The organism is Mycolicibacterium sp. MU0050, from assembly GCF_963378085.1.
Lineage (GTDB): Bacteria > Actinomycetota > Actinomycetes > Mycobacteriales > Mycobacteriaceae > Mycobacterium > Mycobacterium wendilense.
In genome coordinates this window covers 3,134,862-3,158,224 of the sequence record NZ_OY726395.1, presented here as the reverse complement: position 1 = coordinate 3,158,224, position 23,363 = coordinate 3,134,862, and the positions used below count along the sequence as shown (strand labels likewise).

At 69.0% G+C, this 23,363-nt stretch carries 22 protein-coding genes; 14 read left to right on the top strand and 8 right to left on the bottom strand.

From position 1 onward, the window contains the following. The first annotated feature begins 104 nt into the window (after positions 1 to 104). On the top strand, positions 105 to 764 hold the full coding sequence (locus R2K23_RS14915; protein WP_316510374.1) for an HU family DNA-binding protein: 660 nt from the start codon (positions 105 to 107) through the stop codon (positions 762 to 764). A 72-nt stretch (positions 765 to 836) separates the two neighbouring features. Here R2K23_RS14915 and mutT1 read toward each other — a convergent pair whose 3' ends face one another. Genes mutT1 through cofC form a run of 3 tightly spaced genes read right to left on the bottom strand, consistent with a single transcriptional unit; the run spans position 837 to position 4,630 of the window. After that, positions 837 to 1,748, bottom strand: a complete 912-nt coding sequence (gene mutT1, locus R2K23_RS14910) for an 8-oxo-(d)GTP phosphatase MutT1 (RefSeq protein ID WP_316510373.1) — start codon at positions 1,746 to 1,748, stop codon at positions 837 to 839. A 24-nt stretch (positions 1,749 to 1,772) separates the two neighbouring features. Further along, a complete protein-coding gene (locus tag R2K23_RS14905; RefSeq protein WP_316510372.1) occupies positions 1,773 to 3,968 on the bottom strand; it encodes an RNA degradosome polyphosphate kinase in 2,196 nt (731 codons plus the stop codon). Then, positions 3,965 to 4,630 carry a 2-phospho-L-lactate guanylyltransferase gene (cofC, locus tag R2K23_RS14900; RefSeq protein WP_316510371.1) on the bottom strand — a complete coding sequence of 222 codons (666 nt, stop codon included), beginning with the start codon at positions 4,628 to 4,630 and terminating at the stop codon, positions 3,965 to 3,967. Before cofC ends, R2K23_RS14905 begins: the two co-directional genes overlap by 4 nt. A gap of 71 nt (positions 4,631 to 4,701) precedes the next feature. On the opposite strand from cofC, the gene R2K23_RS14895 reads away from it, so the two are divergent. Genes R2K23_RS14895 through R2K23_RS14885 form a run of 3 tightly spaced genes read left to right on the top strand, consistent with a single transcriptional unit; the run spans position 4,702 to position 7,954 of the window. Continuing rightward, positions 4,702 to 5,712, top strand: a complete 1,011-nt coding sequence (locus tag R2K23_RS14895) for an NAD(P)H-dependent glycerol-3-phosphate dehydrogenase (RefSeq protein ID WP_316510370.1) — start codon at positions 4,702 to 4,704, stop codon at positions 5,710 to 5,712. 3 nt (positions 5,713 to 5,715) lie between these two features. Continuing rightward, positions 5,716 to 6,834, top strand: coding sequence for a cystathionine gamma-lyase (locus R2K23_RS14890; RefSeq protein WP_316510369.1), 1,119 nt, complete (start codon positions 5,716 to 5,718; stop codon positions 6,832 to 6,834). A 34-nt stretch (positions 6,835 to 6,868) separates the two neighbouring features. Then, complete coding sequence (locus R2K23_RS14885; protein ID WP_316517295.1) at positions 6,869 to 7,954, top strand: D-alanine--D-alanine ligase family protein; 1,086 nt, start codon at positions 6,869 to 6,871, stop codon at positions 7,952 to 7,954. Positions 7,955 to 7,961: 7 nt separating this feature from the next. Here R2K23_RS14885 and R2K23_RS14880 read toward each other — a convergent pair whose 3' ends face one another. Next, positions 7,962 to 8,507 carry a DUF3515 domain-containing protein gene (locus tag R2K23_RS14880; protein WP_316510368.1) on the bottom strand — a complete coding sequence of 182 codons (546 nt, stop codon included), beginning with the start codon at positions 8,505 to 8,507 and terminating at the stop codon, positions 7,962 to 7,964. A 61-nt stretch (positions 8,508 to 8,568) separates the two neighbouring features. On the opposite strand from R2K23_RS14880, the gene R2K23_RS14875 reads away from it, so the two are divergent. Together R2K23_RS14875 and R2K23_RS14870 are read left to right on the top strand one after the other, a co-directional pair. Next, positions 8,569 to 9,543: a thiamine-phosphate kinase gene (locus tag R2K23_RS14875; RefSeq protein ID WP_316510367.1), complete on the top strand. Its 975-nt coding sequence runs from the start codon at positions 8,569 to 8,571 to the stop codon at positions 9,541 to 9,543. Positions 9,544 to 9,554: 11 nt separating this feature from the next. Then, a complete protein-coding gene (locus R2K23_RS14870; protein ID WP_316510366.1) occupies positions 9,555 to 10,235 on the top strand; it encodes a uracil-DNA glycosylase in 681 nt (226 codons plus the stop codon). A 6-nt stretch (positions 10,236 to 10,241) separates the two neighbouring features. Here the strand turns inward: R2K23_RS14870 and R2K23_RS14865 are convergent, their stop codons facing one another. Continuing rightward, positions 10,242 to 10,601, bottom strand: coding sequence for a hypothetical protein (locus tag R2K23_RS14865; protein WP_316510365.1), 360 nt, complete (start codon positions 10,599 to 10,601; stop codon positions 10,242 to 10,244). A gap of 48 nt (positions 10,602 to 10,649) precedes the next feature. Continuing rightward, positions 10,650 to 10,844 (bottom strand): 50S ribosomal protein L28, encoded by a 195-nt coding sequence (rpmB, locus tag R2K23_RS14860; protein WP_316510364.1) that lies wholly within the window; start codon positions 10,842 to 10,844, stop codon positions 10,650 to 10,652. Between the two features lie 193 nt (positions 10,845 to 11,037). On the opposite strand from rpmB, the gene R2K23_RS14855 reads away from it, so the two are divergent. The 4 genes from R2K23_RS14855 (at position 11,038) to R2K23_RS14840 (ending at position 16,647) form a co-directional block, all read left to right on the top strand. Beyond that, positions 11,038 to 12,654 (top strand): DAK2 domain-containing protein, encoded by a 1,617-nt coding sequence (locus tag R2K23_RS14855; protein WP_316510363.1) that lies wholly within the window; start codon positions 11,038 to 11,040, stop codon positions 12,652 to 12,654. A 2-nt stretch (positions 12,655 to 12,656) separates the two neighbouring features. Next, entirely contained in the window at positions 12,657 to 14,882 is a 2,226-nt protein-coding gene (gene recG / locus R2K23_RS14850; protein ID WP_316510362.1) for an ATP-dependent DNA helicase RecG, read from the top strand. Beyond that, positions 14,879 to 15,589 (top strand): HNH endonuclease family protein, encoded by a 711-nt coding sequence (locus tag R2K23_RS14845; protein ID WP_316510361.1) that lies wholly within the window; start codon positions 14,879 to 14,881, stop codon positions 15,587 to 15,589. Before recG ends, R2K23_RS14845 begins: the two co-directional genes overlap by 4 nt. A gap of 218 nt (positions 15,590 to 15,807) precedes the next feature. Next, positions 15,808 to 16,647 (top strand): hypothetical protein, encoded by an 840-nt coding sequence (locus tag R2K23_RS14840; protein WP_316510360.1) that lies wholly within the window; start codon positions 15,808 to 15,810, stop codon positions 16,645 to 16,647. 8 nt (positions 16,648 to 16,655) lie between these two features. Here the strand turns inward: R2K23_RS14840 and R2K23_RS14835 are convergent, their stop codons facing one another. Next, positions 16,656 to 18,245 carry an HNH endonuclease signature motif containing protein gene (locus R2K23_RS14835; RefSeq protein WP_316510359.1) on the bottom strand — a complete coding sequence of 530 codons (1,590 nt, stop codon included), beginning with the start codon at positions 18,243 to 18,245 and terminating at the stop codon, positions 16,656 to 16,658. Positions 18,246 to 18,361: 116 nt separating this feature from the next. Between R2K23_RS14835 and R2K23_RS14830 the strand changes: the two genes are divergently transcribed. Next, positions 18,362 to 19,762, top strand: a complete 1,401-nt coding sequence (locus R2K23_RS14830) for an FAD-dependent oxidoreductase (RefSeq protein WP_316510358.1) — start codon at positions 18,362 to 18,364, stop codon at positions 19,760 to 19,762. 6 nt (positions 19,763 to 19,768) lie between these two features. Here the strand turns inward: R2K23_RS14830 and R2K23_RS14825 are convergent, their stop codons facing one another. Further along, positions 19,769 to 20,620, bottom strand: coding sequence for an aldo/keto reductase (locus R2K23_RS14825; protein WP_316510357.1), 852 nt, complete (start codon positions 20,618 to 20,620; stop codon positions 19,769 to 19,771). A gap of 122 nt (positions 20,621 to 20,742) precedes the next feature. Between R2K23_RS14825 and R2K23_RS14820 the strand changes: the two genes are divergently transcribed. The 3 genes from R2K23_RS14820 (at position 20,743) to R2K23_RS14810 (ending at position 23,363) form a co-directional block, all read left to right on the top strand. Then, positions 20,743 to 21,858 (top strand): alpha/beta hydrolase, encoded by a 1,116-nt coding sequence (locus R2K23_RS14820; protein WP_316510356.1) that lies wholly within the window; start codon positions 20,743 to 20,745, stop codon positions 21,856 to 21,858. A 75-nt stretch (positions 21,859 to 21,933) separates the two neighbouring features. Beyond that, on the top strand, positions 21,934 to 22,725 hold the full coding sequence (locus R2K23_RS14815) for a DsbA family protein (RefSeq protein ID WP_316510355.1): 792 nt from the start codon (positions 21,934 to 21,936) through the stop codon (positions 22,723 to 22,725). After that, the gene (locus R2K23_RS14810) at positions 22,722 to 23,363 is read left to right on the top strand and encodes a vitamin K epoxide reductase family protein (RefSeq protein ID WP_316510354.1); all 642 of its coding nucleotides are present in this window, start codon (positions 22,722 to 22,724) and stop codon (positions 23,361 to 23,363) included. The genes R2K23_RS14815 and R2K23_RS14810 overlap by 4 nt, the downstream gene beginning before the upstream one ends.

The following is a 23,363-nucleotide window of genomic DNA, read 5'->3' as shown; positions in this document are numbered from 1 at the left end:
GGCATTACCTGAAACCGCGCGTGGCTCTTGGAAATCAGGCATTGCAGGGTTTACCGTGTCCACTAGTCGGTCCAAAGAGGGCCACTGGTTTCGGAGGTTTTTGGATGAACAAAGCAGAGCTCATCGACGTACTCACGGAGAAACTGGGCTCGGACCGTCGTCAGGCCACCGCCGCGGTCGAGCATGTCGTCGACACCATTGTGCGCGCCGTGCACAAGGGTGACAGCGTGACGATCACCGGCTTCGGCGTCTTCGAACAGCGCAGGCGTGCCGCCCGCGTTGCGCGTAATCCCCGTACGGGCGAGACGGTGAAGGTCAAGCCGACGTCGGTTCCGGCCTTCCGCCCTGGTGCGCAGTTCAAGGCGGTTGTCTCTGGCGCACAGAAGCTCCCGGCCGAGGGGCCGGCGGTCAAGCGTGGCGTCGTGGCGGGCCCCGCCAAGAAGACGGCTGCCAAGAAGGCCGCCAAGAAGACCGCCGCCAAGAAGGCGGCACCGGCCAAGAAGGCCGCGGCCAAGAAGACCACCGCCAAGAAGGCGGCACCGGCCAAGAAGGCCGCGGTCAAGAAGGCGACTCCGGCCAAGAAGACCACCGCCAAGAAGGCGGCACCGGCCAAGAAGGCCGCGGTCAAGAAGGCGACTCCGGCCAAGAAGACCGCCGCCAAGAAGGCTCCGGTCAAGAAGGCTGCAGCCAAGAAGGCCCCGGCCCGCAAGGCCGCAACCAAGGCTCCGGCCCGCAAGGCCCCAGCCAAGAAGGGTCGCAAGTAAGGCGTCAGCGCCGCACTGAATGCGCCGCGGGAGTTGGACTCCCGCGGCGTATTCGTGTGCTCTCCCGGGCGCTCAGCGCAGCGCGAGCGGACTCTCGACATGATCGGCGGCGACCAGCTTTTCGCCCGCCAACGACAGAATCCATACGCTGCCCTTCTTGTTTCGCGTGGACTCCGGCGTGATCCCGGCCGTGGCACACCACCACGAGATCAGGTCCGGGATGACCTTCCCCTGTGTGCAGAGCACCCTGGTGCCGGGCAGCGCCGCGATCTCGAGCACCCGGGCCCGACCGCTCTTCGGATTCTCGGCGTAGGACTCTTCGGTCAGCGTCGGCTCGTTGGTGATCGCGACGCCCAACTCATCGGCGAGGGGGGCGATGGTCTGGTGACAACGCACCCGGTCGGCCGCGTGTAACTCGCGCGCCCCGAACGCCAGCAGCAGGCCCACCAGCGATTCGGCCTGGGCTCGTCCGTGCTTGTCCAGCGGCCGCTTTCGGTCATCCCCGCGGTACTTGCTCTTCTGCCCGGCAGTTGCGTGCCGCACGATCAACACGGTGCGGGTGTCGGCGGGAAGCTCGGTGAACTGTTGCAGCACCGCTTGGTCGTGCTGGTACTTCACCTGGGTCAGGGCATCCTCGACCGGCAGCCATAACAGCTTGTCCACTTCGTGATTGGGACGGAACTCGCCGTCGGTGGCGCGGGCCGCCCAATACTGGACATGTTTGGTGCCCTCGTCGACGGGGTAGGAGACCGACATCAGGCGACGCCCCAACTCGGCGTGATACCCGGTCTCCTCGTGGATTTCCCGCACCGCGGTGACCGCCAGGGTCTCGCCGGGATCAACCTTGCCCTTCGGCAGCGACCAGTCGTCGTAGCGCGGTCGGTGGATCACCGCCACCTCCGGTCGCGACGAGCCCTCGGGGCCCGGCCGCCACAGGACCGCGCCGGCTGCGAGCACCGGCTGGGGGGATGTCTGCTTCGGCACCTCTACTCCTGCAGGTCAATTCGACTAGGGCTGGCGATGCTTCTCCATCAGGGACCGCTGATGGTCGCGGACCGTCTGGCCTTGGCTGGGCGAGGCGGTCCAGTTGCCCTCGGGAGTCAGTTCCCAGCATCGGGTGTCCGGATGCAGCGCCGACTCGAAGACCTCGTCGAGTTGCGCGGTCAGACGCGGATCCTTGACCTGGGCCATGACCTCCACCCGGCGGTCGAGGTTGCGGTGCATCATGTCGGCGCTGCCGATCCAGAATTCGTTGATGGCCTTGAAGTGAAGAATTCGAGAATGTTCCAGGAACCGCCCGAGAATCGAACGCACCGCGATGTTCTCGGACAGCCCGGGCACCCCGGCCTTGAGCGCGCTGATGCCGCGGACCACGACCTCCACCCGAACCCCGGCCTGGGAGGCCCGGTACAGGGCGTCGATCACCTGCTCGTCGACCAGGGCGTTGGCCTTCAACCGGATTCGTCCCTCGGTGCCGTCCCGGGCGGCCTCGACCTCGCGTTCGATCCGTTCGATGATGCCCTTGCGGACGCTGTGCGGGGCCACCAGCAGGTTGCGGTAGCTGACCTTGCGGGAATAGCCGGTGAGCGAATTGAACAGGTCGGTCAGGTCGGCACCGATGTCGGGTGCGGCGGTCAGCAGGCCCACGTCCTCGTAGAGCCGAGCGGTTTTCGGGTTGTAGTTCCCGGTGCCGATGTGGCAGTACCGCCGGATCGTCGACCCCTCGCGGCGCACCACCAGGCAGGTCTTGCAGTGGGTCTTCAGGCCGATCAACCCATAGACCACGTGGACGCCGGCCTGTTCGAGCGCGCGGGCCCACTTGATGTTGGCCTGTTCGTCGAACCGGGCCTTGATCTCCACCAGCGCCACCACCTGCTTGCCGGCCTCGGCCGCGTCGATGAGCGCGTTGACGATCGGCGAGTCGCCCGAGGTGCGGTACAGGGTTTGTTTGATGGCAAGAACATTCGGGTCGGCGGCGGCCTGCTCGATGAACCGCTGCACCGTCGTCGAGAACGAGTCGTAGGGATGGTGCACCAGCACGTCCCCGTCGCGCAGCGTCGAGAAGATGCTCTTGGGCGTCTCGCGTTCACCGAATGCCGGCGGGGTGGCGGGCACGAAGATCGGGTCTTTGAGCTGGGGCCGGTCTACGCGGTAGATCTGCCACAGCGACGACAGGTCCAACAGTCCCGGCACCTGAATGACGTCGCCGGGGTGGACGTCGAGTTCGCGCAACAGCAGCTCCAACATGTTCTCGGTCATGTCGTCGGCCACCTCGAGGCGCACCGGTGAGCCGAACCGGCGCCGGGCCAGTTCCCGCTCCAGGGCCTTGAGCAGGTCCTCGTCGCGGTCCTCCTCGACTTCGAAATCGGCGTTGCGGGTGATGCGGAAGGCGTGTTGCTCGACGATGTCCAGTCCGGGGAACAGCACCGGGAGGAACGCTGCGATCAGTTCCTCCATCGGCAGGAACCGGACGTCGTGATGGCCGTCCTCGCGCTCCTCGCCCTTGAGTTCGACGAAGCGATCGACATTGTCGGGCACCTTGATCCGGGCGAAATGGGTGGTGCCGTCCTCCGGTTGGCGCACCGTGATCGCCAGATTCAGGCTCAGGCCGCTGACGAAGGGGAACGGGTGCGCCGGGTCGACCGCGAGTGGGGTCAGCACCGGAAAGACCTGTTCGTGAAAGTAGGTCGACAGGCGGTCGCGTTCGGTGTCGTCGAGGTCGCCCCACCCCACCACGTGGATGCCCTCGGCGGCCAGCGCCGGGCGCACCGAATCCAGGAACACCTGGGCGTGCCGGTTGGCGATCTGCTGGGTGCGCTCACCGATCCGGCGCAGCTGTTCGCGCGGCGACAGGCCGTCGGCCGAACGCACCGAGAGCCCCATTTCGTCGCGGCGCTTCAGCCCGGCGACCCGCACCATGTAGAACTCGTCGAGATTCGAGGCGAAGATGGCGAGGAACTTCAGCCGCTCCAGCAGCGGCAACGAGGTATCGGCCGCCAGCGCCAACACCCGGGCGTTGAAGTCCAACCAGCTCAGTTCGCGATTCAGATAGCGATTCTCCGGAAGCTCACTTTCTGCGGCGGCGTTGGTCGCCGCCGGCGGCGCATCCGGTGCCGCCGACCGCGCCTGCCAGTCGTCGCCGTCGGTAGCTGGGACAGGGGGAGCGGCTGGCGTGGCGTCGGTGTCGGTCACACCGACAATCATCCCCTATGCCCGGGGTCGGTGCTCGGGGATCGACGGCCGGCGTCGGTGGCCCGGCGGGTCACCGCCCCCATGCCCAGCCGGCGTGCGGCCTGCAGATCCTCGGGGGTGTCGATGTCGCACCGCAAGCCGGGCCACGCGCCGGTGAGTTCGACGGCCCCCGAGCGCCGATGGCGGGTCGCCGAATCTGCGCCGAACTGCGGTGTGAGCGCGACGCCGAAGGCGAACAGCGCCGAGGTGCCCGAACCGTGCCGATCCGCGACGAAGCTGCGCGGGTGCGCTCGGGCCGCGGTCAGCGCCTCGGACATTTCCCGCGTTTGCAGCGCAGGCAAATCACCTTGCAGCACAACGACATTGGGGACCTCCCGACGGACCTCGGCCTCGGCGATGGTGATCGCGTTGTTGAGCGGGTCGGGATGACCCGCGGGAGTGGGGTCGACGATCACCCGGGCCCCGAGTTCGGCGGCGGCCGCGGTGGCGTCCTGATCGGGGGTGACGACGGTGACCGACGCCAGGGCCGGCAGCTCACTGACCGCGACGATGGTGTCGACGAGCATGGCCAACACCACGGCCTCGCGAGTGTCGGCCGAGAACACCGGTGCCAGGCGGGTCTTGGCAGCGCTGAGCCGTTTGACCGCGATGACCAGCCCCACATCCGAGCTCATGGGAGTCATCCTGCCAGCGCCGCTCGCTAGGCTGACGGGCACATGGTTGCCAATGCGTCTACGAGGGAGATATGGCGAGCACGGTAGGAACCGCGGCGGTGATGGGCGCCGGCGCCTGGGGGACGGCGCTGGCCAAGGTGCTGGCCGACGCCGGCAGCGACGTCCGGATCTGGGCGCGCCGACCCGAGGTCGCCAAGGAGATCAACACCGACCGCACCAATCGGGAATACCTCGCCGACGTCGTACTTCCGCCCGGTGTACAGGCCACCACGGACGCGGCGGAGGCGCTGGACGGCGTCACGACCGTGTTGCTGGCGGTGCCGTCGCAGAAGCTGCGCGCCAACCTCGAACAGTGGACCCCGCTGATCGACCCCGGGGCGACCCTGGTGAGCCTGGCCAAGGGCATCGAGCTGGGCTCGCTGATGCGGATGAGCCAGGTGATCGCCCAAGTCAGCGGGGTGGATCCGGCGCAGATCGCCGTGTTGTCCGGACCGAATCTGGCCAGCGAGATCGCCCAGGGGCAGCCGGCCGCGACGGTGATCGCGTGCACCGACTCCGGACGCGCGGTGGCCCTGCAGCGCGCGTTGAGCACCGGTTACTTCCGGCCGTACACCAATTCCGATGTGATCGGCACCGAGATCGGCGGCGCCTGCAAGAACGTCATCGCGTTGGCGTGCGGGATGGCTTCCGGGGTGGGGTTGGGGGAGAACACCGCGGCCGCGATCATCACCCGGGGACTGGCCGAGATCATGCGGTTGGGCATCGCGCTGGGCGCCAAGGGGGCGACGTTGGCCGGGTTGGCCGGGGTCGGCGACCTGGTGGCCACCTGTTCCTCGGAGCAGTCCCGCAACCGGGCGTTCGGGCGCCGTCTGGGCCAAGGCGAATCGTTGCAGTCCGCGCAGGAGGCCACCAGTGGACATGTGGCCGAAGGTGTCACGTCGTGCGAGTCGGTGCTGGCGCTCGCGTCGAGCTACGACGTGGAGATGCCGCTGACCGACGCGGTGCACCGGGTCTGTCACCGCGGCTTGTCGGTGGATGAGGCCGTGGCCCTGCTCCTCGGGCGCAGTACGAAACCGGAGTAGCGCATGACCGATACCTACGGCACCGACGGTCCCTCGACCCGCTGCGTGAAAGCCGCGAGCGCACAAGCCATTCCGGGTCAGCCGGTGGCCGCGTTCCCGATCACCGCGTCGGCCTACCATCTCTCCGCGGACGAGACCGCCGAGTTGGACACCTATGGCCGCGGCTCGAATCCGACCTGGCGGCAACTGGAATCGGCGCTGGCGCAACTCGAGGGGGCGACCGCGGCGCTGGTCTTCGGGTCGGGGATGGCCGCGATCACCGCGGCGCTGCGGGCGCTCACCGCGCCGGGAGCCACCCTGGTGGTTCCCGCCGACGGTTACTACCAGGTGCGCGCCTATGCCACGGAATACCTTGCGCGCCAAGGTGTCAACGTGGTGCAGGCGGCCAGTGGTGAGATGATCGACGCCGCGGGGCACGCCGACGTCGTCCTCGCCGAGACCCCTGCCAACCCGAGCCTGGACGTCGTCGACCTGCATCGGCTGGGAATGGCCTGTCGCGCCCGCAATGCCCGGCTGATCGTGGACAACACCGCCGCGACACCGCTGGGGCAGCAGCCGCTGTCGCTCGGCGCGGACCTGGTGGTGGCCAGCGCAACCAAGGCGCTGTCCGGGCACAGTGATCTGCTCTGCGGTTACGTCGCGGGTTCCCACCCGGAGGTGGTGGACGCCATTGCCCGCGAACGCCTGCTGTCCGGTCCGGTCCTGGGCGCCTTCGACGCCTGGCTGGTGCTGCGCAGCCTGGGCAGCGCCGGCTTGCGTTTCGAGCGGCAGTGCGAGAACGCCGGGGCCCTGGCTGCCATGCTGGACAGCCATCCGGCCGTCGCCGGGGTGCGGTATCCGGGCCTGCCGGGTGACCCCGCGTATCCGGTGGCCACAGCGCAGATGCGCCGGTTCGGCGGGTTGGTCAGCGCGGAGCTCGCCGACGCTGCCGCCACCCATGAATTCGTGGAGCGCAGCGAGTTGCTGGTCGCCTCGACGAGTTTCGGCGGCATCCACACCTCGGTGGACCGACGGGCCCGCTGGGGCGACGACGTCAAAGCCGGGTTCGTCCGGATCTCGGCGGGCATCGAGGACACCGATGACCTGGTGGCCGACGTCGAACGGGCTCTGCACGGGCTGTGAATGGCGGCGGCCGGTAGCCTCCTAGGCTGTGACTGTGCCAGACCGCCACCCGAAGTCGACTCCGCCGCGGGGCAAGGTGCGTGTTGCGGTCGTCTTCGGCGGCCGCAGCAGCGAGCACTCCATTTCGTGCGTGTCGGCGGGCAGCATCCTGCGCAACCTCGACCCGCAACGGTTCGAGGCCGTCCCGGTGGGCATCACCCGCGCGGGCGCCTGGATGTTCTCCCAGGCCACTCCCGCCAGCCTGGCCATCGTCGACGGCCGCCTGCCCGAGGTCACCGAAGCCTCGGGGGCCGCGACCGCCGCGGCCGACGAGATCCTGGCGTCCGTCGACGTCGTCTTCCCGGTCCTGCACGGCCCGTTCGGCGAGGACGGCACGCTGCAGGGCCTGCTCGAACTCGCCGGCGTGCCCTATGTCGGCGCCGGGGTGCTGGCCAGCGCGGCGGGCATGGACAAGGAGTTCACCAAGAAGCTGCTGACCGTCGACGGACTGCCCATCGGTGACCACGTGGTGCTGCGGGCACACCAGGACACCCTGACCCCGGAACAGCAGCAGCGGTTGGGTCTGCCGGTCTTCGTCAAGCCCTCGCGCGCGGGTTCCTCGATGGGGGTCAACCGGGTGAGTTCGTGGGCGGAACTGCCCGCGGCGATCGCCGACGCCCGACGGCACGATCCGAAGGTCATCGTCGAGGCCGCGATCGTCGGCCGCGAACTGGAATGCGGTGTGCTGGAACTGCCCGACGGCCGGGTCGAGGCCAGCACCGTCGGCGAGATCCGGGTGGCCGGAGTCAGGGGCCGCGAGGACGGTTTCTACGACTTCGCCACCAAATACCTCGACGACGCCGCGGAACTCGACGTGCCGGCCAAGATCGACGACGAGGTGGCCGACGAGATCCGGCTGTTGGCCATCCGGGCGTTCAACGCGCTCGACTGCCAGGGGCTGGCCCGGGTGGACTTCTTTCTGACCGACGACGGCCCGGTGGTCAACGAGGTCAACACCATGCCGGGCTTCACGACGATCTCGATGTACCCGCAGATGTGGGCGGCCAGCGGCGTCGACTATCCGACCCTGCTGACCGCCATGGTCGAAACCGCGCTGGCCCGCGGGACCGGCCTGCGCTAGCTTGCGCTCAGCGCGGCGGCCCCGGGTCGATGGGCCGGGCGGGCAGGGCCGCGCTGATCGCCGCCGAGACCTCCTGAATGGGTGTGGGACCGGACTCCGCGGGCAGGGTGAGCGCGACGTACACCTCGCGGTCCACCGCGAACCAGCTGATCCGGTCGGCCTCGGCGACCCGGAACCAGCTGACGTCGTCGACCATCTGCAGCGGAACACCCTGCACGAAATCGCCGGGCCGGTCGAGTCCGCAGCGCAGGATCACCGGTTCCGGATCGGTGTCGCCGCGCCAGGCCGCCACGCCCGCGGGGGACGGGTCGGCGGTGGGTGCGCGCTGGTAGTCACCGAGGTTGTCGGGCAGCGCGTCGATCAGCTGCGCGCACGCCGCGCCGTCGGCCTGCGGGGCCGGCACCGCGGCGACGGGAACCGGTGCCGGCGCGCGGTTGGCTGCGATCACCAGCACCGCGACGATGGCGCCGACACCGACGACCAGCGCAGCGATGAACACCCAGCGCGGCGGGCCATCGGGCTCGTGGGTTTCGGGCTCCGGCCGGTCGACCACGCGAATTCCCCTGCCTTTCTCCTACACTCACGTCAGAACGTACCGCAGACGATGAGGTGTGATGACCGACGATGACCGCACCTTGCGCGAGGTCGGCGAGTTCTCGGTGATCGATCGCCTGGTCGCGGGTCGCCGCCAGCCGGACTCGGTGCTGATCGGACCCGGCGACGACGCCGCGGTGATCACCGCCCCCGACGGTCGCGCCGTCATCTCGACCGACATGCTCGTGCAGGACCGCCATTTCCGGCTGGACTGGTCCACCCCCCACGAGGTCGGCCGCAAGGCGATCGCGCAGAACGCCGCCGACATCGAGGCGATGGGCGCGCGGGCCACCGCCTTCGTGGTGGCCGTCGGCGCGCCCGCGGACACCCCGGCCCGCCACCTCGAGGAGTTGTCGGACGGTCTGTGGGCGGAGGCTCGGCGCGCCGGAGCGGCCGGGATCGTCGGTGGCGATCTGGTGTCCAGCCCGCTGTGGGTGGTGTCGGTGACGGTCTTCGGGGATCTGGGTGGGCGAGCCGCGGTGACCCGCGGTGGCGCGCGCCCCGGCGACACCGTGGCGGTCGCTGGAACTTTGGGCACCTCCGCGGCCGGGTTCGAGCTGCTGAGCGCGGACGGGCCCCGGCTGCCCGAGTTCGAGGATCTCTGCCGGCGGCATCGGGTGCCGCAGCCGCCCTATGGGCAGGGGGAGGCGGCCGCGCTGGCCGGCGCCCGGGCGATGACCGATGTCTCCGACGGCCTGCTCGCCGACCTCGGGCACATCGCGGTCGCGTCCGGGGTGCGCATCGACGTGGCGAGCGAGGCGCTGCAACCGGATGTGGCCGCGCTGTCCGGCCCCGCCGACCGGTTGCGGACCGACGCGCTGGGCTGGGTGCTGGGCGGCGGCGAGGACCACGCGTTGGCGGCGTGCTTCCCGGGCGCGCCCCCGGCGGAGTGGCGCACCATCGGTACCGTGTCGGCGGCCGGGACGGCGGGCCCCGGGGCATTCGTCGACGGTCGACCATGGACCGGTTCGTCGGGGTGGGAGTCGTTCAATTAAGTTGGTCCCTCGTGACTGCGCAGCCGTTGAACGAACTCGTCGAGGAGGGCTGGGCACGCGCGCTGGCGCCGGTGTCCGGACAGGTCGCCGAGCTGGGTGAATTCCTGCGAGCCGAGCTCGCCGAAGGTCGCGGATACCTGCCGTCGGGGCCGAACGTGTTGCGCGCGTTCACCTTTCCCTTCGACGCGGTGCGGGTGCTGATCGTCGGCCAGGATCCCTACCCGACGCCCGGACACGCGGTGGGGTTGAGCTTCTCGGTGGCCCCTGACGTTCGCCCGTTGCCGCGCAGTCTGGAAAACATCTTCAGCGAGTACGGCCGCGACCTCGACCTGCCCAAGCCGACCAACGGCGATCTCACACCCTGGTCGCAGCGCGGGGTACTGCTGCTCAACCGGGTACTCACGGTCCGCCCGGGCAACCCGGCGTCGCACCGCGGCAAGGGCTGGGAGGCGGTGACCGAATGCGCGATCCGCGCCCTGGTGGCGCGTTCGACACCGCTGGTCGCAATCCTGTGGGGGCGCGACGCGTCGACGCTCAAGCCGATGCTCGGCGAGGCGTGCGGGGTGATCGAGTCACCGCACCCCTCGCCGCTGTCGGCCAGTCGCGGCTTCTTCGGTTCCCGCCCGTTCAGCCGCGCCAACGAGTTGCTGGTGAAGCAGGGCGCCGAGCCCATCGACTGGCGCCTGCCCTGAGACCCGTTACGGCGCCGGAATCGGAGGCGGCGACGGGATGGGCGGCGGCGACGGAATCGGGGGCGGGGAGGGGATGGGCGGCGGTGACGGGATGTTGATGTCGACGTCGCCGTCGTCGTAGGCCGGCGGGGCCTCCTCACCGGGCGGCACCTGCTCGGCCGGCGGCACGGTCCCGGTCTCGCCCGGCAGCGTGGTTTCCGTCTCCGTCTCGATCACCACCTCCGAGGTGGTGGTTTCGGTGGTTTCGGTGGTGTCGGTGGTGGTGGTCTCGTCGGTATCGGAGCTGCTACCGCACGCGGACAGCAGTAGGCCGGCCGCAGCGAGCGACGCCACTACGGCCTTGGGGTGTGATCGCGAATTGGTCATGCAGCGTGCCATACCCGATGGGCGGGGCACGCTAAACCAGCGGGGCTATCAGCCGCGGAGGACCTTGCCGGCCTTGATGCACGACGTGCAGGCGTTCACCCGGCGCTTGTTGCTGCCCGGACGGTCGGCGACGTGCACGACCTGGATGTTCGGGTTCCAACGACGGCTGGTCCGGCGATGCGAATGCGACACCATCTTGCCGAAGCCGGGGCCTTTTCCGCAGATATCGCACACGGCAGCCATGGGGCACACTCCTCTTCATCAAGCTTCAGTCTGTACTGGGGGCCAACGACCGCAGGAGCGGGTGGCACCGACAACCTGACCAGGATACCGGGGGCCGCTCGGATCGCCAAAACGTGGCCGACCCGGTGGAACAAAATCGTCACCGGGCCCGACTAGGCTAACGCGCGCACCGGGCGGCAGGAAGGGGCCATCGATGTCGGTTCGTCGGCTTGACGGTGCCGCCCTGCGGAAATGGGCGCACACCTGCGTCGGCGACCTGATCGCCCATACCGACGAGATCAACGCGCTGAACGTCTTCCCGGTGGCGGATTCGGACACCGGCACCAACATGTTGTTCACCATGCGATCGGCGGTCGCCGAGGCCGACGGGGCCGACGAGCGCGACATCGCCGCGGTCGCTGCGGCGCTGGCCACCGGGGCGTTGCGCGGGGCGCGCGGTAACTCCGGGGTCATCCTGTCGCAGATTTTGCGGGCGGTCGCCGACGTCACCGCGGCCGACCAGGTCACCGAGATCGACGCCCCGATGTTCGGGGCGGCTCTGCGGCACGCCGTCGCGCTGGTGGTCGCCGCGATGGGCGGAGTGCCCGTCGCCGGCACCATCGTCAGTGTCCTGCAGGCCGCCGCCGACGCTGCCGAGGCCGGTGCGCGCGGCTCCGCCGCGCTGGCCGACGTGATCGCCGCGGCGGCATCCGCGGCGGCCGACGCGCTGGACCGCACGCCCGAGCAACTGGCGGTGCTGGCCGAGGCCGGCGTCGTGGACTCCGGCGGCCGCGGCCTGTTGGTCCTGCTCGATGCGCTGTGCACGACGGTGACGGGCAGTTGCCCGGCCCGGCCGCGGTACGAGCCGAGCACGCCCGTGCGGGCCTGCAGCCAGCTGCAGTCGGCACCCGCCTTCGAGGTGATGTACGTGCTTGCGCACTGCGACGCCGACCGGATCGACGAGCTGCGGACCCGGCTCGAGGCGCTGGGCGATTCCGTGGTGATCGCCGCGGTGGCCGACGCCGGTTATTCGGTGCACGTGCACGCCGACGACGCGGGCGCTGCCGTCGAGGCCGCGCTCGACATCGCCACGCCCAGCCGGATCCAGATCTCGGCGCTGACCGCGGGGCCGGCGGGCGTGGCGCCGAGCAGTTGGGGCCGCCGACGCGCCGTGTTGGCCGTCGTGAACGGCGGGGGCGCCGCGGCCCTGTTCGCCGACGAGGGTGCGGCCGTCCTACATACCGCGCCGCCCGGCCAGCAGCCGGCGGTCAGCGCCCAGCAGTTGCTGCGCGCCGTCGTCGACACGGGCGCCGCTTCCGTGCTGGTGCTGCCCAATGGCTATGTCGCGGCCGAGGAACTGGTGGCCGGCTGCACGGCGGCGATCGGCTGGGGCGTCGACGTGGTGCCGGTGCCGACCCGCTCCATGGTGCAGGGCCTGGCGGCCTTGGCCGTGCACGACGCAACCCGGCAGGCCGTCGACGACGGCTACACGATGGCGGCGGCGGCCGGTGCGACCCGGTTCGGGTCGGTTCGGGTCGCCGATCAGGAGGCGCTGACCTGGGCGGGGCCCTGCCGCGTTGGTGACGGACTGGGGATCTTCGGTGACGAGGTGCTGGTGGTGCGTCACGACGTGGTGGCTGCCGGACGCGGACTGATCGACCTGATGCTCGGGGTCGGCGGGGAGCTGGTGACGGTGCTGCTCGGCGCCGACGTGGACGACCACGTTGCGGTGCTGCTGCGCGAGCACGTCGAACGACACCACCTGGGCACCGAGCTGCTCACCTACCAGACCGGTCACGCCGGGGACGCGCTGATCATCGGGGTGGAATAGCGATGGCCACACTCGGGGACGCGCTGGACTTCATCGTCGGCAAGAAGGCCGCCGACCTGCTGGAGGCCACGTTCGCGATCCGTACCGTCGACGACCTGCTGCGCCACTACCCGCGCAAGTACAGCCGCGGGTCGACGGTGCTCGGCGAGGACGACGAGCCGCCCGCCGAGGGCGAACACATCACTTTCGTCGACACCATCTCCCACGCTGATCTGCGCAAGATGAATCGCGCGCCGTACCGCGAGTATCTGGTGGTGACGCTGGGGGATCGGCGGCCCAAGGTCACCGCGACGTTCTTCAACGCCAAGTACCTCAAGCGCATCCTGGTGAAGGGCACCAAGGTGATGCTGTCGGGGGAGGTCGGCTACTTCCGCGGCACCATGCAGCTGACACATCCGGGGTTTCTGATCCTGGACTCGCCCACCGGTAAGGCCGGCGGCGGCACCAAGTCGCTGGTCAAGATCGCCGAATCCGCACAGGGCGACGGTGAATTCGACCTGTCGGTGTTCGAACGGGACTTCTTTCCGATCTATCCGGCCAGCTCGAAATTGCAGAGCTGGGACATCTACGGGTGTGTCCGGCAGGTGCTGGCCGTGTTGGACCCGGTGCCCGAGCCGCTACCGGAATCGATTCGGCGCCAACTGGATCTGGTGTCCGAGGACGAGGCGTTGCGCGCCGTTCATCTGGCCGAGAATCCGGCGCCGCGGGAACGGGCGCTGCACCGACTGCGCTTCGACGAGGCGGTCGGACTGCAGTGGGCGCTGGCGCAGCGCCGCTTCGGCGAGCTGTCCGAGGCCGGACCCGCAGCATCGTTGCGCGACAACGGTTTACGGTCGGCGCTGTTGTTGCGGCTGCCGTTCGAGCTCACCGGTGGCCAGAACGAGGTGCTGGACGTGATCTCCGGTGAGCTGGCGAAGACCCGCCCGATGAACCGGATGCTGCAGGGCGAGGTCGGCTCAGGGAAGACGGTGGTGGCGCTGCTCGCCATGCTGCAGATGATCGACGCCGGCTACCAGTGCGCCATGCTGGCGCCCACCGAGGTCCTCGCCGAGCAGCACGCCCGTTCCATCCGCGATGTGCTGGGCCCGTTGGCCATGGCCGGTCAGCTGGGCGGCGACGATGAGGCCACCGCTGTCGCGCTGCTGACCGGGTCGATGTCGGCGGCCGCGAAACGCGATGCGCGGGACCAGATCGCCTCGGGACAGGCGGGGATCGTCATCGGGACCCACGCGCTGCTGCAGGACGTGGTGGAGTTCGACCGGCTCGGCATGGTGGTCGTCGACGAGCAACACCGGTTCGGGGTGGAACAGCGAGACCAGCTGCGCTCCAAGGCCCGTGACGGTGTGACCCCGCATCTGCTGGTGATGACGGCGACGCCCATCCCGCGCACGGTGGCGCTCACCGTCTACGGCGATCTGGAGACCTCGACGCTGCGGGAACTGCCGCGCGGTCGCCAGCCGATTGCCACCAACGTCATCTTCGCCCAACAGAAGCCGGCCTGGTTGGAGCGGGCGTGGCAGCGGGTGGCCGAGGAGGTCGCGGCGGGCCGGCAGGCCTACGTGGTGGCGCCACGTATCGACGACGACGACAAGCCGGCGGCGAGTTCCGCCGAGGAGGGCAAGCGCACGGCCACCGCCGTCGTGGACCTCTATGCGCGGCTGAGCCGGGGACCGTTGTCGGGGCTGCGGCTGGGTTTGATGCATGGGCGGTTGACGCCCGAGGAGAAGGACGCCGTGATGGCGGGTTTCCGCGCCGGCGACATCGACGTGTTGGTGTGCACCACGGTCATCGAGGTCGGGGTCGACGTGCCGAACGCCACCGTGATGGTGGTGGTCGACGCCGACTGGTTCGGCATCAGCCAGCTGCATCAGCTGCGGGGACGCATCGGCCGCGGCACGCATCCGAGCCTGTGCCTGTTGGTGACCGATCTGCCCGAGCATTCCAAGGCCGGGTCGCGGCTGCGGTCCGTCGCGTCGACCCTGGACGGGTTCGAACTCGCCGACCTGGACCTGGCAGAGCGGCGTGAGGGAGATGTGTTGGGCCGCAACCAATCCGGCCGGGCCTACGGGTTGCGCCTGCTATCACTGATCGAGCACCGGGAACTCATCGACACCGCGCGCGAATATTGCACGGAACTGTATCCGCAGGATCCCGCGAACCAGGGGATGGCGCTGCTGGCCGCGCCCTTCAGCGACACCGACCGCATCGAGTACCTGGACAAGTCGTGAGGCGGACGTCGCTGCTCTGGCTGGTCGCGGCTGCGGTGCTGGCGGTGGTGGTGGCTGTTCAGGTGGTGGTTGCTGCCGGCGATCGCGACAGCCTTGCGCAGGCGGCCGACGCGCCGCCGACCGTGGCACCCGGTGTGGACGTGCTGGCCGGAATCGCGGTGATCCCGGCGCGGATTCGCGGCTATGACTATCACCGGGCGGCCTTCGGTGACGCCTGGGATGACGACAACGCGGCCCCGGGTGGGCGCAACGGGTGCGATACCCGCAACGACATCCTCGACCGGGACCTGGTGGACAAGACCTACGTCGCGATCACGCGTTGCCCGACGGCGGTCGCCACCGGCACCCTGCACGACCCGTACACCAATGCGACGGTGGCTTTCGTGCGTGGGAATCAGACCGGCGCGTCGGTCCAGATCGACCACCTGGTGCCGTTGGCGTTGGCCTGGGACCTCGGGGCGCGGCACTGGGATGACCGGCAGCGCAAGCGATTCGCCAACGATCCCGCCAACCTGCTGGCGGTGCAGGGACAGGCCAATCAGGACAAGGGAGACGCCGAACCGGCGACCTGGATGCCGCCGAACACCGCCTTCCACTGCCAGTACGCGATGCAGTTCATCGAGGTGCTGCGTGGGTACGAGTTGCCGGTGGACGCGCCGTCCGCGGGGGTGCTGCGGGACGCGGCAGCCACCTGCCCCGCGGCTTAGAAGGGTGGTTGGTGTGATGCTGGCTCTGGCCTCCCGCACAGTGAGGCATGACGGGGATAAGGGCGGGACGAACGGTAAAGGCGTTGACCAGGCCCTCGCGGCGGGCGTGCGGGCCGGCGCTGCGATCGGCAGCCTGGTTCCTGTGCGTGGGGTGGGACCGGAGAACGGTATCGACAGCGTCGGTAGCGCCATCGGTGGCCTGGCGAAGAGTGCGTGGAATGCAGTCTTCTGAGAATCCGAATCGCCACGAAGGGTCCGGAAATACACGTGCCGATACGCGCTTGTGGGCCACGGTTGCGGGTTCGACTGCAATAGCAGTTATCTCGGCGATCCTCGGCATCATGGCCGCGCGAGAGGGAAACCTTACTGCGCTGAGATACTGCCTGCTGTTCGCGTTAGCAGTCGCTCTGATGGCGGTATTCCCGATAGTCGGCCGCTACCGACGCATAGAGCTTTCGGCTGCGATCCGCCGGGTCGAGGTTGACGGTGTGCCGGGGGCCGAGATCCGTTATGCACTATGGCCGTTCGTCATCCTCATTGCCATGATGACATGTTTTGCGGTTTTCTGCGTCATGGCGGCCATTGAGATACCTATCCATCAGGACAGGGGTTTCCCCGGTGCCGCCGTGATAGCGGGCGCGATGGGAATGGTGTTCGTGTCGTTCCTCATCACCGTGGCGGCCGGACGCATCCGCCGTGGGCGAATTACCTTGTCAGGTCGGGGAATTACGCACCGTGGTTGGAGCTTCGAGTCCCGGTTGGACTGGCCTGATATCGCCGGGGTGATGATGACCTTCATCGGTTATGAGAGTTTGCCGGTCGTCATTGTAGGCGGGTATGCCAACGCCCACTGGATTCGTCGAGATACAACGCGCATATGGCGTATGGAACGTTTGCCGAATATCCCGATGATCCAAATCGACTTTCGGCCGTTCGATGTCGACCCCTACCAATTGTTCCGGTATGTGCAAACCTACGTCGACAACCCCGAACTACGTTATGAACTCGGTACCGAGGCCGCTATTGACCGTGCGCGAACCGCTGACTGGCGCCCATAGCGGCACCCTCAGAAGGGTGGTTGGTCGTGGTCGGGGGTGGGTTCTGGTGGTGGGGGTCGCCAGTCGGCGGTGATGGTTTCGTCTTCGGGTGGGTCGTTGACCCAGCTGCAGAAGGGGCTGGTGCTGGGGGCGCCTTTGAGCAGGTGCAGGCGGCGGCGGACTTCGTTGCGCCATTGGCGTAGGTCGATTTCCTGGGCGCGGGCCTCGTTGAGGCGTTGGGTTTCGGTGTTGGCCGCACGTTTGACCGCCAACCCCTCGCGGGCCAGGCGGGTGCGGCGGGCCTTCTCGGCCTGACGGTTACGCGGCAACGGCGCCGGCGTCGCACACGCGACGGCGATGTCGGCAAACAGCTCGGCACCGTCAGGGGTGCTGCGGTAGACCCGCCCGGTCGGCGAGATCCATTCCACCGTCCCGTCATGACGTTGCGTGTTCTGCCAGCCACCCGCACCGGTGTGGAAGGTCTTCAACCGGTGATGTTCACGGCATTTCGCATCGAGGTTGCCGGCCAACGTCCAGCCACCACCGAAGGGATGCCGGTGATCGAACGGCACCGTGTGGTCGAGATCAGCACGCCAGGCCGACCGGTTACACCCCGGAAAACTGCACGTCAGACTGCGGCACCGGACCCAACGGGCCACCGCCGCACCGGGCTGATGCCGCAACACCTCATCGGCCTCGGCCCCGGGTTTGGCGGTCGGCCGCAGCACCGCCCCGGCCTCGGCCAGCGCACGAACCTGCACAGCATCGATGACCCCGTAACCATCGAGATAGCCCGGATCCTCGCTGCGGCCGGTCAGCGTCTCAGCGCTGGCGATGACGTTGATGACCACCCGCCCACTGGCGGCCGAAGCCTCGACGCGCGCGGGGCACTCCGCGTTCGGGCAGCCACACACCAGCGTCGAGCGGCCTTCACCGAGGGCGGCCATCGCATCGGCGCGACGCTGATCCAGGGTGCGTGGATCCTCGCCACAGACCCCACGGGCCATCTCGGTGAGGCGCCGATCGAACAGCACCGCCGCCGGCGCACCCAGCTGGGCATCCAGGCGCGCCATCCCGTTGGGCTGGGTCGTGAGCCTGACCCGGCGGTCGGTGTCGGCGGTCTTGCGGCGCTCCTTGGCGGCCTCGGGATCGAGAGCATTGACGGTGGCAGCGACGGCGTTGAGCAGCCGCCGCCGCGACCAGCAGTCCCAGCCGGTGATCTTCTCGGCCACCGCGGCATCCACCGCGGGCATCACCTCGGCGGCCACGTAGTCGGTGCCGGTGATGATCGCCGCGGTCTCCGACCAGCTGATCTTCCCCTCGGCCAACAGCGCCGCCACCCGCGGCAACCGGACATCGAGCGCCTCGGCCTGGGCCACCAGGCGCCGCGCGGAAAACGGGGCGGTGTTCATCGCCGCACCCACCTCCGCACACGTGCGGTTGAACCCGGTGATCAACGCATAACCCGGATCGTCGCGGTCGTGGCCCTCGGCCTCAGCGGTGCGCCGCCACAACAACGCCGCGATCGCCGCCGCCCGCCGAGCATGGATCGCCGCCTCCGCACGGCAAGCGTCCTCGACCACCGTGACCAACTCACCCGGCGAAGACCCTTCGAACATACGTTCGAGTGTACACGGCTGTGGAAGCTGTGTCGAGATTTGCTGAAGAGAGTGAGTAGCCGATCACTCTAGGCCCGTCCCACCGCGCGCCTGACCCTGGAAGGGGAGGTGTTCCGATGAACAAACTTGGTGATCACGCCGTCGTACTCGGGGCCAGCATGGGCGGGCTGTTCGGCGCGGCCGTCCTCGCAGATTTCTACGACCGGGTGACGTTGGTGGAGCGCGACGCATTGTGCGATGGATCGGCCCCGCGCCGAGGCGTCCCGCAGTGGCGGCACCCCCACGCGCTGCTGGCGCGCGGGGCGCAAACCCTGGAAGAACTGTTCCCCGGCATCCTGGAGCAGCTGGTCGCCGAAGGCGCCCCCGTCTGGCGCGACGGCGATCTGTCCCGGCTGCACACCTCCTTCGGCGGTCACCGCATGGTGCCGACGGGGCAATCGCCGTTGGCCGGCAACTGGATTGGGATGTACCAACCGAGTCGGCCGTTGCTGGAGGCTCAGGTCCGCCGCCGCGTCGCCGAACTGCCCAACGCCACGATTCTCGATCGACGCGAAGTGCTCGGACTGGTGGCCGGCGACGACGGCCGTCGAGTCACCGGCGTGCGGATCGCCACCGCCGACGGCGGCGAGCAGGTGCTGACGGCGGATCTGGTGCTCGACGCGATGGGCCGCGCCGCCCACACACCGGCTTTCCTGGAGAGCCTCGGGTACGAGCGGCCGCCGGAGGACCACATCGCGGTACGCACCACCTACGTCAGCCAATCATTGCGGCTACCCGCGGGCGCGCTGAGCCAGGAGGTGGTCCTGATCGGCCCGGCGCCGGGGCGACCGACGGGAATGGCCATGAACCACAACGAAAATGACACGTGGATCTTCACGGTCTTCGGGATGTGCGGGCGCCAACCGCCCCGCGGACTGACCGGAATGCTGGCGTACGCGGCGGACTTTGCCCCGCCACATGTGTTGGCTGCGGTGGCGGCCGGTGAGCCACTGGCGCCGGTGGTGCAGCATCGGCTGCCGTCGAGTCAGTGGCGGCGCTACGACAAGATGCGTCGGTTCCCGGACGGGCTGCTGGTCACCGGCGACGCCATGTGCAGCTTCAATCCGATCTACGGCCAAGGCATGTCGGTCGCGGCGATGGAGGCGCTGGCTCTGCGCTCGGCGCTGCGCCGCGGCGATACCGCGCTGTCCCGCCGCTACTTTCACGCGGCGGCGAAGGCCATCGGGGTGGCCTGGCGGCTGGGGGCGGGCTCGGATCTCGCCTTCCCGGAGGTGGTGGGGCGCCGTTCCATCGCGACCCGACTCACCCAGCGTTATTCGGACTGGGTGCTGCGTGCCTGTGAGAGTGACGCCGCGGTGCACGCGCAGTTCATGAAGGTGACCGGTCTCGTCGACCCGCCGGCAAGCCTGTTCGACCCGAGGTTCGTCGGCCGGGTGGCGGCCGTCAATCGGCGGCGTCGCACCGAGGCGTCCCGCGCCGTGACGGCCCCCGAGGCCGCCGCGGCCGCGCGGGCCTGAACCGGATCAAACTCCGGAATAGGTTTCCGGGTCGGGCCGGAACCGGGTGCCGCTGTCGAGAGCGGTCAACTTGTCCATGTCCTCGGCACTCAAGGCGAAATCGAACACATCGAAGTTCGAGGCGATCCGCTCGGTCGACGACGACCGGGGAATCACGACGTTGCCCAGTTGCAGACTCCACCGGATCAGCACCTGCGCCGGGGATTTCTCGTAGCCGGCGGCCACCGCGGTCACGACGGGGTTGTCGAGCAGGTTGCCGACGCCCAGCGGCGCGTAGGCCTCGGTGACGATGCCGTGCTCGGCGTGGGCGGCCCGCAGTTCGGCCTGGTTGAGCAGGGGATGCAGCTCGATCTGATTGACCGCGGGCACCACGTAGGTCAGGTCCATCAGGTCGGTGAGGTTCTCGGGGGTGAAGTTGGCGACGCCGATCGAGCGGGTAAGGCCGTCCGCGCGGGACCGCATCATGCCGCCGAAGCTGTCGATGTACTTGCCCAGCTTGGTGTTGGGCCAGTGCACCAGGTAGAGGTCCACGTAGTCCAGGCCCAGGCGATCCAGGCTGACCTTCAGGGCGTCCTGCGCGGTCTGGAAGCCCTGATCGGCGTTGGCGAGTTTGGTCGTGACGAAGATCTCGGCGCGGGGGATGCCCGATTCCCGGATCGCCTTGCCCACGGCGGCTTCGTTCTCATAGGTGGCCGCGGTGTCGATCAGGCGGTAGCCGACCTCGAGCGCGGTCGCCACGGCCGCCTCGGTCTGCGCCGGATCCAGCCCGCCCACGCCGAGTCCCAGCGCGGGCATTGTGTTCTCGTCATTGAGACCGATCGCCGGAACCGCTGCTGCCGACTGGCCATTGGACGTCATCGCACCTGCCTGAAAGTCACGTGTTACGGGTGATGCTCGGCCGCGAGGTGGACCGATCCGAGTTGTTGATCTTACTCAGTGAACGGGTGTGGGCTCGAGCGGTGTCGGCTACCTTCGGCTGTGTGACCAATGCCTTGCCGCCCGAACCGAAGCGCAAGCGCCGGCCGCCGCTGCCGGTGCTCCGCGTCGGTGCGAAGCTCACCCCGAAAGTGCTACCCCGGATCCCGGCCGGTCTGCAGCGGATGCTGGCCGGCGGCGGAGCCGTCGTGATCGACGGCAACACCCTGGACCCGACGCTGCAACTGCTGGTCGCGGCACTGCGGCTGAACGGCGTGACCGGCCTGGTCCTCGACGAGCACGACGTGGCAACCAGTCGGCAGGCGTTCACGGACCTGTGTGTCGCCATGGGGGGAGCGCCGGCCCAGATTCAGGTGGAAGCCCTCTCGATCCCCGGACCCGACGGCGGCGCCGGGATCGGCGCCCGGCACTATCGGCCGCCCGCCGCCGCCGACCCGCCGCTGCTGGTGTTCTTCCACGGCGGCGGCTACGTGCTGGGCGGTCTGGACTCCTATGACGCGCTGTGCCGGCTGATCTGCCGCGACGCCGAGGTCCAGGTGCTGTCCGTGGATTATCGGCTGGCGCCCGAACACCCCGCCCCGGCCGCTGTCGACGACTGCTATGCGGCCTACCGTTGGGCCGCCGAGAACGCGGCCCGGCTGGGCGCCGACCCGATGCGCATCGCGGTCGGCGGGGACAGCGCCGGCGGCGCGCTGGCCGCGACGGTCGCCCAGCTCGTCCGCGATGCGGGCCCGGAAGCGGTGCCGCAGCCGGTGTTACAGCTGCTGATCTACCCGTGGACGGACCTCGTCGCCCCCAGCCGATCTCGGGCGCTGTTCGCCGAGGGCTTCGTGCTGACCCAGCGCGATCTCGATTGGTGCGGCTCCGCCTATCTCGAGGGGTCGGGCCTGGCCGCCGACGATCCGCGGGTCTCACCGCTGCGCGCCCCCGACCTGACGGGATTGCCGCCGGCGCTGGTGCTGACGGCGGGATTCGACCCGCTGCGCGACGAGGGGGAGCGCTACGCCGAGGCGTTGGCGGCCGCCGGTGTGCCGGTGGACCTGCGCCGCAAGACTGCCCTGCTGCACGGCTTCGTGAACTTCAACGAGTTGGGCGGTGCGGTGCGGCAGGCCATCGCGGAGATGGTGTCTGCGCTGGCGGCCCATCTTCGGCGCAGTTGAGGCGCTGCCAGCCGCCGCCGGTAGGCTGGAGCGCGCTATTTACGCAGACCTGCAAGCGCAAGGATCATCACACTCGTGGCCAAGTCATCGAAACGCCCCGCCAAGTACGACCTGAAGGCGGCCGACCGCAAGCGGAACCTGGCCGTGCAGATCGGCCTGACCGCCATCGTGGTGGTCTTCGCGGTAGGACTGGTGTTCTACATCGTCAGCAACGGCGACAAGCGCCAGAGCGGCGAGGCCCAGGCCGTCCGGGTGGAGACCACCTCCGTCATCCGGGAAGAGGGTGGGGAGCAGCCGAAGGTCGTGCTGTCGATCTACGAGGACTTCCTGTGCCCGCACTGCGCGCAGTTCGAGGCCGCCTTCGGCCCCACCATCAACAAGCTGGTGAACAGCGGTGCGGTGGCCGTGGACTACTACATGCTCGGCATCATGGACTCGCCCGCCAGCCAGAACGGCTCGACGCGGGCGGCCAACGCCGGGTACTGCGTGGCCGACGCCGACACCAGCCCCGCCAAGGAAGGGTTCCGTCGCTTCCACACCGCGCTGTTCATGCAGCAGCAGCCGACCGGTACCCCCGACGACGCGATGATCGAGACCGCGCGGCAGGCCGGCGTGACCGAGGGCGTCGCCGAGTGCATCAACAGCGGTAAGTACAACGACATGGTCGGCGGCCTCGCGGAGGCGACCGGCATCACCGCCACCCCGTCGGTCCGGATCAACGGTGAGGACTACCAGCAGAGCACCCCCCAGGACCTGATCGCCAAGGTCACCGAGATCGTGGGCGAGGTGCCCGGCCTCGACAGCGCTCCGGCCACCCCCGCCCCCGCCCCCGCGCCCGCCCCCCCCGCGCCCGCGCCCGCGCCATGAGCGTCGACTCCACCGCCCCGGTCGTCGAGCCGACAGCGGCGGAGGACACCCCCGGAGCCCGGCCCGGGGTGGCGGTGGGTCGTCCCAGCGCGCTGGCCATCCTGCTGGCCGGGATCGTCGGGCTGGTCGCCTCGTTCACCTTGATGGTGGAAAAGGTTGAGCTGCTGATCAACCCGGCTTATGTGCCGTCGTGCAACCTGAACCCGGTGCTGTCCTGCGGTTCGGTGATGAACACCCCGCAGGCGGGCTTCTTCGGGTTCCCGAACCCGCTGATCGGCATCATCTCGTTCACTGTGGTGATCATCACGGGTGTGTTGGCCGTCACCAAAGTGCGGCTACCGCAGTGGTATTGGGTCGGTCTGGCCCTCGGCACCGCCCTGGGTGCCGCGTTTGTGCACTACCTGATCTTTCAGAGCCTCTATCGCATCGGTGCGCTGTGCCCGTACTGCATGGTGGTGTGGGCGGTCGTCATCCCGCTGCTGGCCATCGTCGCCTCGATCGCGCTGCGACCGCTGGGCGGAAATCCGGTTCTGGCGGTCGTCTATCAGTGGCGCTGGTCACTGGTCACGCTATGGTTCACGGCGTTGGTGTTGATGATCTTGGTGAGGTTCTGGGATTACTGGTCGACGCTGATCTAA